The sequence below is a fragment of the Micromonospora sp. NPDC049580 genome (genome assembly GCF_040675595.1).
Taxonomy (GTDB): Bacteria; Actinomycetota; Actinomycetes; order Mycobacteriales; family Micromonosporaceae; genus Micromonospora.
In genome coordinates this window covers 18,029-30,977 of the sequence record NZ_JBFAPG010000016.1, presented here as the reverse complement: position 1 = coordinate 30,977, position 12,949 = coordinate 18,029, and the positions used below count along the sequence as shown (strand labels likewise).

17 protein-coding genes and 1 pseudogene are annotated in these 12,949 nt (G+C 67.0%); 6 read left to right on the top strand and 12 right to left on the bottom strand.

Features of this window, described 5'->3' with window-relative positions; translation table 11 throughout:
- Positions 1-857, top strand: a pseudogene (locus tag AB0J68_RS02935) (hypothetical protein); the annotation flags it as partial.
- A complete protein-coding gene (locus AB0J68_RS02930; RefSeq protein ID WP_354856852.1) occupies positions 854-1,246 on the top strand; it encodes a hypothetical protein in 393 nt (130 codons plus the stop codon). The pseudogene AB0J68_RS02935 and the gene AB0J68_RS02930, both read left to right, overlap by 4 nt.
- A gap of 139 nt (positions 1,247-1,385) precedes the next feature.
- On the opposite strand, the gene AB0J68_RS02925 is transcribed toward AB0J68_RS02930, so the two are convergent.
- Together AB0J68_RS02925 and AB0J68_RS02920 are read right to left on the bottom strand one after the other, a co-directional pair.
- The gene (locus tag AB0J68_RS02925) at positions 1,386-1,736 is read right to left on the bottom strand and encodes a hypothetical protein (RefSeq protein ID WP_354856854.1); all 351 of its coding nucleotides are present in this window, start codon (positions 1,734-1,736) and stop codon (positions 1,386-1,388) included.
- Positions 1,737-1,818: 82 nt separating this feature from the next.
- Positions 1,819-2,268, bottom strand: a complete 450-nt coding sequence (locus AB0J68_RS02920; protein ID WP_363935736.1) for a VOC family protein — start codon at positions 2,266-2,268, stop codon at positions 1,819-1,821.
- 111 nt (positions 2,269-2,379) lie between these two features.
- On the opposite strand from AB0J68_RS02920, the gene AB0J68_RS02915 reads away from it, so the two are divergent.
- Entirely contained in the window at positions 2,380-2,814 is a 435-nt protein-coding gene (locus AB0J68_RS02915; RefSeq protein ID WP_354856859.1) for a TIGR03668 family PPOX class F420-dependent oxidoreductase, read from the top strand.
- Between the two features lie 15 nt (positions 2,815-2,829).
- Here the strand turns inward: AB0J68_RS02915 and AB0J68_RS02910 are convergent, their stop codons facing one another.
- From AB0J68_RS02910 to AB0J68_RS02900, 3 genes are read right to left on the bottom strand one after another with little or no spacing between them, the layout of a single operon-like run.
- Positions 2,830-3,741, bottom strand: a complete 912-nt coding sequence (locus tag AB0J68_RS02910) for a TIGR03619 family F420-dependent LLM class oxidoreductase (RefSeq protein WP_363935733.1) — start codon at positions 3,739-3,741, stop codon at positions 2,830-2,832.
- 40 nt (positions 3,742-3,781) lie between these two features.
- Positions 3,782-4,048, bottom strand: a complete 267-nt coding sequence (locus AB0J68_RS02905; protein WP_363935730.1) for a hypothetical protein — start codon at positions 4,046-4,048, stop codon at positions 3,782-3,784.
- Positions 4,049-4,086: 38 nt separating this feature from the next.
- Positions 4,087-4,503, bottom strand: a complete 417-nt coding sequence (locus tag AB0J68_RS02900) for a DUF2267 domain-containing protein (RefSeq protein ID WP_363935728.1) — start codon at positions 4,501-4,503, stop codon at positions 4,087-4,089.
- Positions 4,504-5,242: 739 nt separating this feature from the next.
- Here AB0J68_RS02900 and AB0J68_RS02895 point away from each other — a divergent pair.
- Both AB0J68_RS02895 and AB0J68_RS02890 read left to right on the top strand, forming a co-directional pair.
- Positions 5,243-5,374 carry a hypothetical protein gene (locus AB0J68_RS02895; protein ID WP_354856868.1) on the top strand — a complete coding sequence of 44 codons (132 nt, stop codon included), beginning with the start codon at positions 5,243-5,245 and terminating at the stop codon, positions 5,372-5,374.
- A 205-nt stretch (positions 5,375-5,579) separates the two neighbouring features.
- A complete protein-coding gene (locus AB0J68_RS02890; protein WP_363935726.1) occupies positions 5,580-6,068 on the top strand; it encodes a hypothetical protein in 489 nt (162 codons plus the stop codon).
- A gap of 81 nt (positions 6,069-6,149) precedes the next feature.
- Here AB0J68_RS02890 and AB0J68_RS02885 read toward each other — a convergent pair whose 3' ends face one another.
- The 4 genes from AB0J68_RS02885 to AB0J68_RS02870 all read right to left on the bottom strand — a co-directional run bounded on the left by AB0J68_RS02885 (position 6,150) and on the right by AB0J68_RS02870 (position 8,496).
- Positions 6,150-6,878: a CBS domain-containing protein gene (locus AB0J68_RS02885; RefSeq protein ID WP_354856872.1), complete on the bottom strand. Its 729-nt coding sequence runs from the start codon at positions 6,876-6,878 to the stop codon at positions 6,150-6,152.
- A gap of 81 nt (positions 6,879-6,959) precedes the next feature.
- Positions 6,960-7,862 carry a phospholipase D-like domain-containing protein gene (locus tag AB0J68_RS02880; protein ID WP_354856931.1) on the bottom strand — a complete coding sequence of 301 codons (903 nt, stop codon included), beginning with the start codon at positions 7,860-7,862 and terminating at the stop codon, positions 6,960-6,962.
- Positions 7,863-7,948: 86 nt separating this feature from the next.
- Complete coding sequence (locus AB0J68_RS02875) at positions 7,949-8,200, bottom strand: hypothetical protein (RefSeq protein ID WP_354856874.1); 252 nt, start codon at positions 8,198-8,200, stop codon at positions 7,949-7,951.
- Positions 8,197-8,496, bottom strand: coding sequence for a DivIVA domain-containing protein (locus AB0J68_RS02870; RefSeq protein ID WP_354856876.1), 300 nt, complete (start codon positions 8,494-8,496; stop codon positions 8,197-8,199). The genes AB0J68_RS02875 and AB0J68_RS02870 overlap by 4 nt, the downstream gene beginning before the upstream one ends.
- 241 nt (positions 8,497-8,737) lie before the next feature.
- On the opposite strand from AB0J68_RS02870, the gene AB0J68_RS02865 reads away from it, so the two are divergent.
- On the top strand, positions 8,738-9,154 hold the full coding sequence (locus AB0J68_RS02865; protein WP_354856878.1) for a winged helix-turn-helix domain-containing protein: 417 nt from the start codon (positions 8,738-8,740) through the stop codon (positions 9,152-9,154).
- A gap of 18 nt (positions 9,155-9,172) precedes the next feature.
- Here AB0J68_RS02865 and AB0J68_RS02860 read toward each other — a convergent pair whose 3' ends face one another.
- From AB0J68_RS02860 to AB0J68_RS02850, 3 genes are all read right to left on the bottom strand, one after another.
- Positions 9,173-11,059: a DUF262 domain-containing protein gene (locus tag AB0J68_RS02860; RefSeq protein WP_363935723.1), complete on the bottom strand. Its 1,887-nt coding sequence runs from the start codon at positions 11,057-11,059 to the stop codon at positions 9,173-9,175.
- An 81-nt stretch (positions 11,060-11,140) separates the two neighbouring features.
- Positions 11,141-11,818, bottom strand: a complete 678-nt coding sequence (locus tag AB0J68_RS02855; protein WP_363935720.1) for a DUF6308 family protein — start codon at positions 11,816-11,818, stop codon at positions 11,141-11,143.
- A complete protein-coding gene (locus AB0J68_RS02850; RefSeq protein WP_363935717.1) occupies positions 11,815-12,948 on the bottom strand; it encodes a hypothetical protein in 1,134 nt (377 codons plus the stop codon). Before AB0J68_RS02850 ends, AB0J68_RS02855 begins: the two co-directional genes overlap by 4 nt.
- Position 12,949: the final 1 nt, after the last annotated feature.

The following is a 12,949-nucleotide window of genomic DNA, read 5'->3' as shown; positions in this document are numbered from 1 at the left end:
CCAGGCCGGCGGTGCCTTCGGTGATCGCGGCCATGGTGGCCGCCGTCCGGCTCCTGGTCCGCGACGCCATCGCCGCCTGCGTGTCCCGCCTCATCACGTACGCGGGCGAACTCGTCGTCACCGGCGGACTTGCCGCACCGCTGGTCGTGGAGCAGGTCACGACGCTGGTGGCGTCGTGGGGAGGGCGGATCGCGCGGCTGTTGCGGGGGCTGCTGGCCAGCCTGCGACGGCTCATCCCGGAGGTACGCCGGCTCGGCGACCTCATCGACAAGCTCAAGCAGGCGCTGGGGCGACTCACCCGGCTCGGGCCTTCGGACCGGATGGGACAGCGACGTGACTGGGCCGATCCGAGGACGCGGCCGCTGCCGCCAGAACGGACCCCCGATTCCTGCCTCTCCGCTGGCGACCCGGTCTACCACTCCGATCACTCGACCGGCGTCGGCTACGACGATTTGACGATGCGAAACTTTGACAAGGTGCGACCGCTGGATGGGCACCATGACGTCATCGTGCACGGCACCGACCAGGGATACTTTGTCCCAGGCAAGGTTTCAGCAGACGGAGCGCACATGGACGGAAACGCCACCGACGCGGCCCAGATCGCCGCCGCAGTTCGGGAAAATCCCGCCTACGACGGCGGTCCCGTCCGTTTGGTGTCCTGCTACGCCGGCACCCTCAAGCCTGACCTCGACGGGATACCACTCGGTCAACAGGTCGCCGACGAACTCGGAGTCAACGTGCTCGCGCCAACGGCCCGGGTGGGGACCCAGCGATGGGCTGCTGAACCTCAGCCGCCAGTCGTCGAAAGCGGCGGTTCCTGGGAGGTCTTCGTACCGCAAGCGAGGGGGCACCAATGAAGACTGTGGGGTTCTTCAAAGAACTAGGAGCCAACCCGACCGAGGTCTACGTGGAGAGCATCCACTCGCACGTCAACGCGGAGCCGCTCCCCGATGCCGCCCGGATCGAAGACTACCTACGCCACGGGCATGGCCTCATCGACGTCATGGGCGCGGAGATCGACGTCCTCGGCAGCGGCCGACACCTTGTCGGGGGCGCCTCGGTGTTGACGGACGGCGAATGGTTGTGGCGCGACGACCTACGCTTCTACCTCACTACATACCAGGTGAGCCTGCCGACGGAATTCCTCAGGACAGTGCGGGGCAATGACTACCAGGTGCCCGATCTCCGAGGGGATCAGCTGAGGTTGGTGGGCGAGGAAGCGACCCGAATTCTCGGATACCACTGACGCTTCAACCGGCTTCGTCTCGCAGGGCAGCAGACAACGCCAGCCAATCTGGAGCTACTACTCGTCGGTCTCGGGGACCCACCGCGTCTGCCTCGACGGGCCGATCATGCGTTGTTCTGGTGTGAACTGCCCGCCAGGTTCAGCGGGGGCGACTCAGCCACTCCCAGGCGCGGCGGAGGCCCACCTGCACCGGGTCGTCACCCGCGGCCTCGGCCCTTCTGGCCGGCGTGTCCTCGCCCGGCTCGTGCATCTCGGCACCGGGTACCGACAGCACGACCCCCCGCTCGTACAGGTCGGCGATCTGCTCCCGGTGGGCAAAGCTGTGGGACTGGTCCGGCCCGGGCGGTGCCACGATGACGCCGTGGAAGATGTCGTTCGGTTCGTCGGTCGGCACGTGCTTGACCACGCCGACGGGTGCCGAGTCGACGTCGTAGACCCGGGTGCCGACGCGAAGCGCGAGGTACGAGACCTTCGCGCCGAGATCCTCCACGACGTTGACGGTACCCGCCGCCTGATCACCAGGGGCCCGATCACGATGGCTGGTCCGGGCTGGGTTCCCCGGTGTCGGTCGCTCAGGCGGCGGCTGCTCGACCCATCCCGGCGAGGATCCCCGTGCCCTGGCCGAGCTCGATCAGATAGCCGTCCGGGTCGCGCAGGTAGCACCGGATCTCGACGCCATGATCCTTGGGCTCGGTCAGGAACTCCCCACCCCGTGACCGCCACTGCTCGTAGACCGCCCGGACGTCGGTGACCCGGACGTTCATCGCGCTGCTGAGCGTGTTCGGATCCGGCGGCGCCTTCGCCTGCACACCCGGCTTGTCGTCGGTCGGACCACCCTCGTCGTTGATCACGATGTAGCTGTTGTGGAACCGCAGGATCGCCGGCTGGCGTTCCCGCACCACCGTCGCGCCCAGCACCCGCTGGTAGAACTCCCGGGAACGGTCCACGTCCCGCACGATCAGCAGGTGCGTGAGCACCAGCCCAGCCTCGGGCTGGAAGTAGTCGGGCGCCTCGCTCGCCATCACGCCTCCCCCGAGGTTCAGGTCGGCAGGGCATACCCGCCTGCAGCACCGACACGCCTCCACGGCAACAACGAGTCACCATGACGGGTGTCGGCTGTTACCGTCGGGCCCGTGCCCGCCGACGAAATCCGGCATCGGGTCCAGTCGGCCAGGGTGGCCCGGCTGACCACCGTCCGGGCGGATGGGCGTCCCCACCTGGTGTCCGTGTGCTTCGTCCTGCTCGACGATGTCGTCTACCACGCCGTGGACGAGAAGCCCAAGCGCCACCGGCGGCTACGCCGGGTGGAGAACATCCGGGCGACGGGGCATGCCTGCCTGCTAATCGACGAGTACGACGAGGACTGGTCGCGGCTGTGGTGGGTCCGGCTGGACGGGCACGGTCGGCTGGTGGAGGACCGCGCGGAGGAGGCCGCGGCCCGCGCGGCGCTGGCCGACAAGTACCCGCAGTACGTCCAGCGGCCACCAGCCGGGCCGGTGATCGCGATCGCGGTGACCGGCTGGTCGGCGTGGTCCGCGGCGGACGCGGCAGCCGACCCGGCCGGGTGAGCGCCGACCGGGGTGTCAGTGGGTCGGAGCGAGGGCGTCGAGCACCTCGTCGGCCCGGCGCAGTGACGCCTGCGCGTCGGCGCGGGGTGAGCCGATCTCCGGATCGAAGTTGAGATCGACGAACACTTCCGTGATGCCGGCTTCGGCGAGTCTGCCAAGATCCCACCGGATCTGCTCGAGCGTGCCGGTGAGCGGCGCGCGCCCGGGCGGGCTCGTCGGGCGTACGCGGACCGCGCCGCGGCAGACGAAGCGCAGTGCGCCGGGATCGCGGCCGGCCTCAGCCGCAGCGGCCTTGACGGTCGCGACCGCCTCGCCGATGCCCGTCAGGTCCGCCTGGCTGCCACTGACCCAGCCGTCGGCGAGCCGGCCGGCCCGGCGCAGCGCGGCGGGCGCCTGGCCGCCGAGCAGGATCGGCGGGTGTGGCCGCTGCACGGGTTTTGGCTCCAGGCGCGTCGGCGGGATCTGGTAGAACTCGCCGCGATGCTCGGCGACGCCGTCCCGCCAGAGAGCGCGGAGAACTGCCAGGAACTCCTCGGCCCGATGGCCCCGCCGATGCTTGCTCACCCCCGTCGCCTGATACTCCTCGTCCGCCCAGCCGAGGCCGAGTCCCACGTCGAGCCGTCCGCCGGCGAGGATGTCCAGGGTCGCGGTCTGCTTGGCCAGCAGCACCGGAGAGATGAACGGCATGTTGAGCACCGCGACGCCGAGCCGGATCCGCGTGGTGTGGGCCGCCAGGAAGGCCAGCGTGGTCAGCGGGTCCTGGACGCTGTGGTAGGTCTCGCTCCAAGCGGGGTCGGCGGGCACCAGGAGCCGCTGGAACGTCCAGAGTGAGTGGTACCCGAGCTGCTCGGCGCGGCGGGCGACGTGGATCATGCTCTCCGGTGTGGCCCACGAGCCGGAGACGGGCGGGGCGAATCCAACCTCCACCCGCGCACCGTACCCGCATCGGGCCAGGACGTGGCTCGGTTCAGGCCCCGACGCTGCGGTGCACCGGACGGAGCAGCCGCCGGAAGTCCTTTGGCAGTTCGAATTCCAGGTTCTCGAGGTCTTCCGCGCTCACCGCCTCGCGCAGGGTCATCAACATGGCGCGGGCGCCCTCAGCGGTCCGCTCGTCCCTCCCACCACTGACCCCTTCCGCCACGGTCGTCAGCGTGGCTCCCACGACGTTCGCCGCCTCCGCCGCCGGCATTCGGGCCCGTTTCCCCACCGCTTCGAGAAATTCGGCGTAGTTCACCAGTGACCAGTTGGGGTGCGTCGCGGGGTCCGTGCGTGCTACCCGCGGCGCTGCCGGCCACCGGCGCCCACCGGCTCGATCACCTGCCGGAACTCCTTCGGAAGCTGGGCCATCGCGTCCTCGAACTCGTCACGGGAAACAGCCTCACGCAACGTGGTGAGCACCGCGCGGACCCCGGCATCGGCGAGCGCGCGGTCGACGGCCGGGTGGTCCGCCACCCGCCGTACGAACTCTTCGAGCCCGAACGGCTGGGCTTGTTCCTGCCTTCTCAGCGGTGGCGGTTTGCGCAGGTGATCGTCAAGCCCGTCGGGAAGCTGATAGGCAAGGTCCTCAGCCTGGCCGGCGCTGATCCGATCTGCCAGTGTCTCCAACGTCGCGCTGGTGAGTGTCGCCGCCTGATCGGTCGACACCTTCGCCCGCGTGGCCACTCCGTTGATGAAATCCTCGTATTCCACCTGATTCTCCTCTCCGGCCCGACCGCCGTCGAACCGTCAGTTAGGTGCGCCCCTGACCTCAATGCGCCGCGTTTCGGTTCGGTGCGTCTTGCCCACGCGTAAGGGTCAACACCCTGCCCAGGAAGACCGCGTCGACGCTGTTCGGGTCGATGTCGCCTGATGGCGTCACGACGTGTTCGAACTGGCTGGCCCCTGGGTTCCCGGCGGCGGAGGAAGAATTCCCTGGCGTTCCCGGTCCTTGAGCTCGCCCGTGGCCCCAACTGGTTGTCGCGCAGCACCCCGGTACCTCGACAGCCTGTCGGAGCCGGGGGTGACCGTGCCTCATCCGGATCGGGCGAATCAGGAGTGGTGGTTTCACCACCACCGCAGTTGCGTCCCCTACGTCATCGTCGACCGATTCCGTCTGCTCGGCCCCGAGTCGGCCCACGTCGGCCGGCTGCAGGACTCAACGAGTTCGGGGTGCACAACTTCGCCCTCTACCTGATGCACGACGACAAGGACAAGACCCTCAGCGCGTACGGCAAAGATGTGATCACGCACGTCTAGGAGGTGGGCTGCACCCTGCGGCGGCGGGAGCGGCGCGGTGCGGCCCTGACCGCCAGGGATAGCTTCGCCCAATATTCATGCCCGGCATGATCAACCCGCACGCGGGCCCTGACGATGACGGGGTCGTGGTGGCTGCGGCATGTGCCGGTGTGGACGTGGTGAGCAACAACATGTACGCCGGCTGCTCATCGACATGGACAAGGGCACCGGGAACTTCGCCACCGCCGGCGATGTGGAGGCCGAGCAGACGATCCTCGGCGTCATCCGTGCCGCTCGGCGCAATGATGCGGTGCTCGGCGAGGAAGGCGGGCAGCGGGGCCGGTGACCCTCGAACGCGCGAGCCGGCTGGACGAGCAGCCCGACTGCGAGCTGGTTGTCGGCGGCGGTGAACTGCGCGAAACGCTGTCGGACATGGGCGTTTCTCCAGGTGGCGAGGCCAGGAGGGCCAGCCTAACGGTCACCCGACCGGTGGAGAGGGCCCGGACGGTAGGCTGATCTTGGTGGGTGTCCCCTGGGGCAGGATGTGCGCCATGACAACGCACCACCAGCACCTGGTTTACGGCCACGCCACCAATCACGACTGCCTCGCCTTCATCGACGCCGCTACCGCCGCCGGGGAGGCCGCGGAGATCAGGGCACTCGCCACCGCGCGGACCTGGGGCGAGGCTCGACGGGTCCAGATGACCCACCTGTCGCACCCCGCCGGCCCCGACTGCTACGAGCCGGAGGACGGGTACGGCGACGACGCGCCCTTCCACATCACCGAGGTGGGCGCGCTCGTGGAAGGGTACTGGCCCCCGATGGTCACGACGCGCGCGCTCGACGTGCTGCCGCAGGACCTGCGGGACCGGTACGCCAAACTCGTCCTCACGGTTCACAACGGTGAGTACCTCGATATTCCTATGGACTGTGAGGCCGAACTGGTTGCGGAACTGCGTGAACTCGGCTACGAGGTGACCCGCGACGACGAGCTGATCAACCTGCTCGACGGCGTCAACCTGGGCTCCCTCGCGGGCTGACCCTCGTCGATTCAGTTGCGGTGCCGCTGGTCGGCCTCCTAGGTACCGAACCAGCGGCGCATCCGTTTCGCCTACGGATGCTCACGTAATGGCGAGGGCGGCCGTCAGCAGCGGAAGGTCGTAGGGGGCGATCAGCCGCAGCGGCTTGTCCGTCGTCCGGCCGTTCTCAGTGATGATGAGCGCCGTGCTCAACTGGCCGGCCTGCCTTCCACTGCTCAGCCGGTCGATCGCCTCCACCACGGTGATCGCTCGCGGCACCAGAACCGCGTTCTCGCCTGGCTCTGCGAACTTCAGCACGTGGCTGACCGGTTCTTCCTCGGCGATGCCCGTGTTCCTGGTCAATTGGTCGGCCAGCCATCGAGCTATGGCATTAGTGGTCAGGACACCGGCGTAGCCGTCGCTGTCGTACACGGGCAGCTGCGAGAACCCGAGCGTCCGAACCACGTCCAGCGCGGTGCCTACCGGGTCGCTCGGACGCACCGTGCGTACCTCGCCGCGAGGCAGAACGTGCAGCGCCCGCGGTGGTTCGAGCATCTGCTGCCGGAGCCGCTCGATCTCCTGGACAACGGCCTCGACCGGCTCCGCGATCGGTCGACCACCGTAGTAGGTGCCGTGGCTGATCGCGTTCCGCAGTGAGGCGAACGCGACTAAGGCGCTCTTGTGTTGACTTGGAAGTCGCTTCTTCTCGGCGTATTCCCGAGCGAGCTGTGTGAAACTGATGCGCTCGTCGGCCTTGAGGTGGCCCCTGATGTGCTTCTCAATGTCATTGAACGCCGCGAGAAACCGCGAGCCGAGCGTCGTGATCGTCACCGGGCGGAGCCTGCCACAGGCCAGGGCGTGCACCGGGACGGCCTACGGTGCTGTTCACCTACTCACATGCCAAGGCGCTCATCACGACCGCGCCGGAAGCTTCGGCAGCTTGAACAACTCACGAAGCGCTTCACGCTGCGGTGAATCCATCCGCACCCAGTCCCCCTCGCGCAGCTTCGCTGGGGTGCTGTCGAGAGCGGCCGCCACCTCGCCCAGTGTTCGACGGACGCAATCCCGGTCGGTGCGGTAGAAGCCCATGGCCGCTCCCCCACGGCGACGGCGATCGAGAAACCTGACCAACTGAACGCTGCGCGGACGGATGAGTAAGACCATGTCAGGCTGCACAAGCGAACTCGTGTCCGTCGCGGACTCGCTGATGGCGATCGTGCCGTACCTGCCCCTGCCCCCGGCAACCCTGTGCATCCGATAGCCCGCCTGCGCGAGCGCGGTTTCCTCGTCAGTCCACTCGACGCTTTCCTCCGGGCCAACCCAGACGTCGTACGGCTCGTTCGGTTCGAACGGTGGATCCGGATTCCACAGCACCGGGCCACCAGCGGCACGCACCGGCACCGTGTCCGCCCAATCGAGCCAAGCCTCGTCGACCTCGAATGCATCGGCAGCCATCTCGTCGATGAACTCCCGAGCACTGACGACGACTGCAGCTTCGGTGCTCTGGATCGCCGCCTCGACCGTACGGTCGTTGTGGGCACGCAGCGAAAGGTTGGCCGAACCCACAAAGGCGGTCCGACCGATGACGAAGACCTTCGCGTGCAGGGTCTCATGGGCATAGAGCAGGACACCCTGCTCATACCAGCTCCGCAGCAGACGAGCGGAGGTAGCGCCGCTGGCGATTGCGTTCCTGCTGCCGTTGACGACGATCAGGTCGCCTGCTTTCACCGGCAGCAGGTCGGCCGCCCCGTCACCCGCGTAGGCGACGGCAGCCCTGACCTTCCTGCCCTCGGCCTTCTGGCAGATCGTGTGCATCACCTGGCTCGCTATGAATTGCACACCGCATCATGGCCCGCCTGTACGGCCGTGTCCATGGTGGTCCGTCGCAGGCATCGCTCCAGTCACCGGCGTAAGCGGCGGGAGCAGTCGCCGTCGTGTCCGTCGCGCAGGAGGCAGCGCCGGCCACCAGGCATCAGCAGGTCGCAGAAGACCCGGTGGCGCAGGAACTGCTGGTCCTCCTCGGAGACGGTCGTCTCCCCCGGGTCGGCCATCGGCAGCACCAGCATCCACCGGCCGATGACCCGGGCCAGGCGTTGCGCGGCAGACAGGTCGGTGGCAACGACGGGCAGGTGGATGACGTACCGCTGGCTCATTGGGCGTGGCCCCGCTCGTTGCGGGCGCCGGCCTGGTCGGCCTGCCGGCGACGCAGGCCGGCCTTGATCCGGGCCGTCTCGAGGCGGCTCTCGGCGAGAGCAGCGTAGACGGCGGCCATGTCGACGGCGACCCGGTCGAGGAAGGCGTACACGTCGTCGGGGTTCAGCCCGCGACGCCCGAGCCCGGTCGGTGCGAAGCGGCGCTCGCGCACCTGCCACGGCAGCAGACTGGTGTGCGTCGAGGAGCGGATGGTCGCTCCAACCTCCCGTGCCGGTCGTTGGTTACGGGCGCTCATCTACTCGACCTGCCTTCCCTTTGATGGAGGGTGGGCCCGTGTTCACACCGCTTGCGCGAACCCACCCGGCCTGCCACCACAGCGTCGACTGGCAGCACGGCAGCGGGGTTGCTGCACGGCGTCACTCGACCGGGCTATAGATCCCCGTCCCGCGTTGAGCTTCCGCCGCCTTGATGAATATACGTACAGGGGCACAGGGGCACAACCACCACGGCCCACGGGGGGACAAGGCTTACCAGACATGACCGTCGATCCGCGCTCACACACGCCCGTTTACGTGCAGGTCGCTGACCTGTTGCGGAGACGGATCGAGTCCGGTGAGCTGGCGCCTGGGGTGTCGCTGCCGAGCGAATCGCGGCTGACACAGGAGTACGGCATTGGCCGTGAGGCGGTCCGGATGGCAATGTCGATCCTGCGTTCCGAAGGGCTGGTCAGCACGGTCCGCGGGCACGGAACGCGGGTACGACGTGCGCCTGAGCGGCAGCAGATGGAGTTGCCGGCCGGCGCGTCGGTCGTCGCTCGAATGCCGACGGGCCAAGAACGGAATGAGCTGCACCTGGACGAAGGCGTCCCGGTGCTGGAGATCCGCCACGGCAAGGGCGAGATGGAAGTCAAACCCGGCGACCAGGTCGAGCTGATGCGCCCGACCGAGAGTTAGCCACAGCAGCCGGACGAGTTAGCGGTCGTCCTCGTTGGCGTCGTCTGTGTCCTGCGGATCGTCGTCCTCCTCCGCGAAGGCCTCGGGTGCCTCCCCACCCCCGGTCAACTTCCCCGCATCAACGTCCCGCTGCGCCTGCTTGCCCATGGCCGTCTCCACCAGCTCCAGCAGAGCTCGCCGACGCGCAAGGAAGAAGGCGTCGAAGTCAGCGGCCCTCAGTGCCTTGGTGTCAATCAGGTCCGCACCGATGATGGCATCAAGTTCATCGGAACCGATGGCGGCGGCACCTTCGAGCTTCGGCACGTAGGCCGCAGGAGAGGCTCCCCCGATGAAACGGTTGGTCTTCCCGGCCAGCGGCGTCTTGTTGATGATGCTCTCCCGGAGATTGCGCGGGATCTTGTTGTCGTCGCACCACTTCTTTGGAAAAACGTGATGGATGTCGACGTCGAGAGCGACGTACTGCGTATGGTCGAAGGTCTGGTGGAATCTCCAGTCCTTGGCACCCCCCGCCATCAGGAGTGCGTGCAAGCCCTTGTACGCGGCGGACTGCCGAGTTCGCAGAGACAGCAGCCGGGACTCAGCGAACGTCGCTCCCGACACGGTGCCCGGAAGCTCGGGGGCGGTGTCCGGGGACGTCACGGCTCGCGCCCAGGCCGGGACCTGGTCAACGTCGCGCGCGAAGCGGGTTTCCGTGGCGCCTCCGTAGAGCTCGCCGAGGATGCCGCACCAGAACCACTGGCGTAAACGGCTGCGAACCCCGTGGATGGTCGCAGCCTCGCCGAGGATCACGCGGATCACCGCCAGAGGCACCAGTTGAGTCGGGTAGGGGATGTCGCGCGCCCGGTGGATGTGTTCATCCCGGAGGAACTGCGCAACCCACACCAACGCCTCCCGCACCTGCTCAGCCCAAGCCAGGTATTGACTGAGCTCAAGCCGCAGCACGTCCTCCTTCCGAGCGGAGGTGAACGACGACCCGTGAGCGGTCACGAGCAGGGTGACGGCTTGGAGGAAATCCGTGTTGCGGATGCCCCTCAGGACGGGATGGGCGGAGATGATCTGCTCGGTGAGCTGCCAGTCGTCCTTCAGCCGGAAGTCGTCCCCGTGCTGGTGGAAGTAGGCGGCGTCACCAGCGAAGGTCGCCGTCAACAACTCGAAGACGTTGAGGGGAAGGCCACCCGTGTTGACCTTCTCGAAGACGGTGGCGACCGCTCCCTTGGTCGTCGACTTGTCCAGCTCAATGGCAGGGATCTCGTAGCTCTGCATTGGCGTGAGGATCTCGCCTTGAAAGCGCTGGATGAGCGCTCGTCGCGCCGCCGCTTCACCCGTTTCTCCGGGAAAGTTCCACAACCAGTCGAGTTGACCTGGCGAGTCGTAGATCAGGCGGAACGGGAAGTAACCGTGTTCGCGCTCCTTCTCCGGCGTGGACACGTCGAGGCGAATGTCCTTGCCGAAGTTGGTCCGCTCGATCCCGTCGCCCGGCAGGACCACCACCGCCTCGTCCCGGCGGGCCGGGTCCTCCAAGGCTCGGGTGATGTCGATGTAAAAGCGTCGCTGAACCTGCTTCTTCCGGGCATCCTCGGTGTCGACAACACCCGAGCCGGTCAGGGACTGGTAGAGCGACGTCAAGCGCTGCTGCCCGTCGAGTAGGAGCAAATCTGGCTCCACCTTACTGGACATCGGAGGAGTTCCCTCGATCGCCTTTGGCTTGAACCGCACCTGGTCGTTGCCGGTTTGAAGCAGCATCAGCACGCCGAGCGGGTGGCCCAGAGTCACCGTGACGAGCAGGGATCTGATGCGCTCCTCGTCCCACTTGTAGCCGCGCTGGAAGTCCGGAAGCTGGATGCTGCCGCTGCCGGCCTGCTCCAGCAGCTTGGACAACTTGTACTGTGGCGTCTGGAATCCCACGGTGCTCCCTGCAACGATCGGTTGACAATTTCGTCAGGCTATGAGACCGGCTTCGACCCCAGCGCCCACTAGCGGTCGGCTTTAGGGAAGTTGAATGCCTCGGCATCGGTAGCCGGTGTGCTCGTCGCGGTGACGCATCCAGATCACCACGTCGAGAACTCTGAGCAAAGTGATGGCGTCCGCAGGCAATCCAGCACGCCTTCGGAGGTCGAAAAGGCGGCTGGCGAGCGTCGCTTCCTGCTCCAACAGACGGCCGTGCAGCCAGCGCCAGAAGTTTCTGCGAGTCCGGAAAGCACATGCGACGATCTCATCGTAGACCGGTACGAGCAAGGGCCGCTTGCGCGCGAGTAGTTTCCCAGCCACGACCCAGCCAATGCCGTCCGCCTTCCGCAATAACCGCCAAGCCCGGTCAGCTCGTCCTCGCTCTTCGATGTATTGGCTCGCGTCAGGGTGCCCCAGGGATACGTGCGTCGGTATGCCCCGCAACTCGGCCGTTACGGCCTTCCCCAGCGCCCCTTGCAAGAGATCGAGAGAGGTATGCGGCCGCACTCGAACGCTGAGCAGTTCGACCGCAACCAGATCCTCCGCGGTGATGACGTCGCGGGTTTCCGCTCGGTCACCGCCGCCCCCGAGCCGTTCGAACTGTCCGCCGGTGAACGGCGAATGACCATCGACCCCGAAGTACCGGCGCAGATCGTTGACAGATTGCGGCTCGTCCAGGACTGTGAGAATCTGCGCGAGGGTGAGGGGCCGTCTCACGCCTCCCCCTCGGTTGCCACACGGCGTCGGATCTCCTTGAGAGTCACCATGTCACCGGCTCGGGCATCCTCTGCCGACCAGAAGTCGAGCCCATCGGTGGCCCGCCGGGTCGCGGTGATCGACGACCCATACACGTCGATCTTCACCGCCTCCCCAGCCGCGCTCGGGGATCCGAGAACCCGGCCTTCGTAGCGGATGCTGCCGTCAATGAGTACCTCGGCGACGTACTGCTTGCCCAGATACTTCCCGTACAGCTTGCTGCCCGGACGCAACCTCCCAGCCCTGATCAGGTCGATCAACTTAAGCGCGCGTTCTGCGCCAGTCACCGGCCGCTTGAGCGGACGCCCCTTGGCCGAACCGAGTGGCGTCAGCTGCTGAGGCACAGTAGGGGTGGCCGGTGGGCGCACGACGTGCACCGGTTCAGTGACGGGGACAGGGCTGACTTTGGTCGGTGCAGCGGACGACGGAAAATCGAAGGTGGCACGGGCTCGGATGAGACTGGACCGGACCTCGTCCCTGGTAAGCCTGGACAGGCGCCGATCGAGCATCGCCACCAGCTCCGCCGCAGGCTCCCCGTCACCGAAAAGTTCGAGCAACTCCCCGTGGACCTGACGATCGACGAAGTAGCCCTTCCACAACTCCTCAATGCGGTTGTCACGCATGTTGCCCTTGCTGAGCAGCGACAGCAGGTCTACCGCATCGTCGAGGCCCTCCTCGATACGGACCGCGCGGAACAGCTTGTGCTCGATGGGCACTGGCGCGTGGGCGTTGTAGATCCGCCACTCGGCGCCGTCGGTCAGCGCCACCCACTCGACGCCGGCAACCGCGGCATAACTGATGGTCTGGTTGGCCCACCGCGGATCGTCGAGGTTCTCCCCGAGGCCCTTCGCTTCGATGAACAGGCGTGGTGTGCGCAGCAGGAGGAGGGCATAGTCGACCGGGTTATCGGGACCGCGTCGACGATACTCACGGTGCACCTCGTCTGGGTCAAACAGGTCCCAGCCGAGCGCTCCGATGACTGGTTCAATCAGCCCGGCCTTGGTGTTTTGCTCACCAATGCGCTGGTGTTGACGGCGGAACCGCGCCACCCGTTCGACGCACTGCTTCAGCGCGTCTTCCAGCTCCAACATG

Coding starts and splice junctions, on each gene's coding strand:
- AB0J68_RS02880 (WP_354856931.1), bottom strand. CDS start 7,862: ATGCACACGATCTGCCAGAAGGCCGAGGGCAGGAAGGTCAGGGCTGCC.
- AB0J68_RS02895 (WP_354856868.1), top strand. CDS start 5,243: ATGGACAAGGGCACCGGGAACTTCGCCACCGCCGGCGATGTGGAGGCC.
- AB0J68_RS02875 (WP_354856874.1), bottom strand. CDS start 8,200: ATGAGCCAGCGGTACGTCATCCACCTGCCCGTCGTTGCCACCGACCTG.
- AB0J68_RS02930 (WP_354856852.1), top strand. CDS start 854: ATGAAGACTGTGGGGTTCTTCAAAGAACTAGGAGCCAACCCGACCGAG.
- AB0J68_RS02890 (WP_363935726.1), top strand. CDS start 5,580: ATGACAACGCACCACCAGCACCTGGTTTACGGCCACGCCACCAATCAC.
- AB0J68_RS02870 (WP_354856876.1), bottom strand. CDS start 8,496: ATGAGCGCCCGTAACCAACGACCGGCACGGGAGGTTGGAGCGACCATC.
- AB0J68_RS02865 (WP_354856878.1), top strand. CDS start 8,738: ATGACCGTCGATCCGCGCTCACACACGCCCGTTTACGTGCAGGTCGCT.
- AB0J68_RS02920 (WP_363935736.1), bottom strand. CDS start 2,268: ATGGCGAGCGAGGCGCCCGACTACTTCCAGCCCGAGGCTGGGCTGGTG.
- AB0J68_RS02850 (WP_363935717.1), bottom strand. CDS start 12,948: ATGTTGGAGCTGGAAGACGCGCTGAAGCAGTGCGTCGAACGGGTGGCG.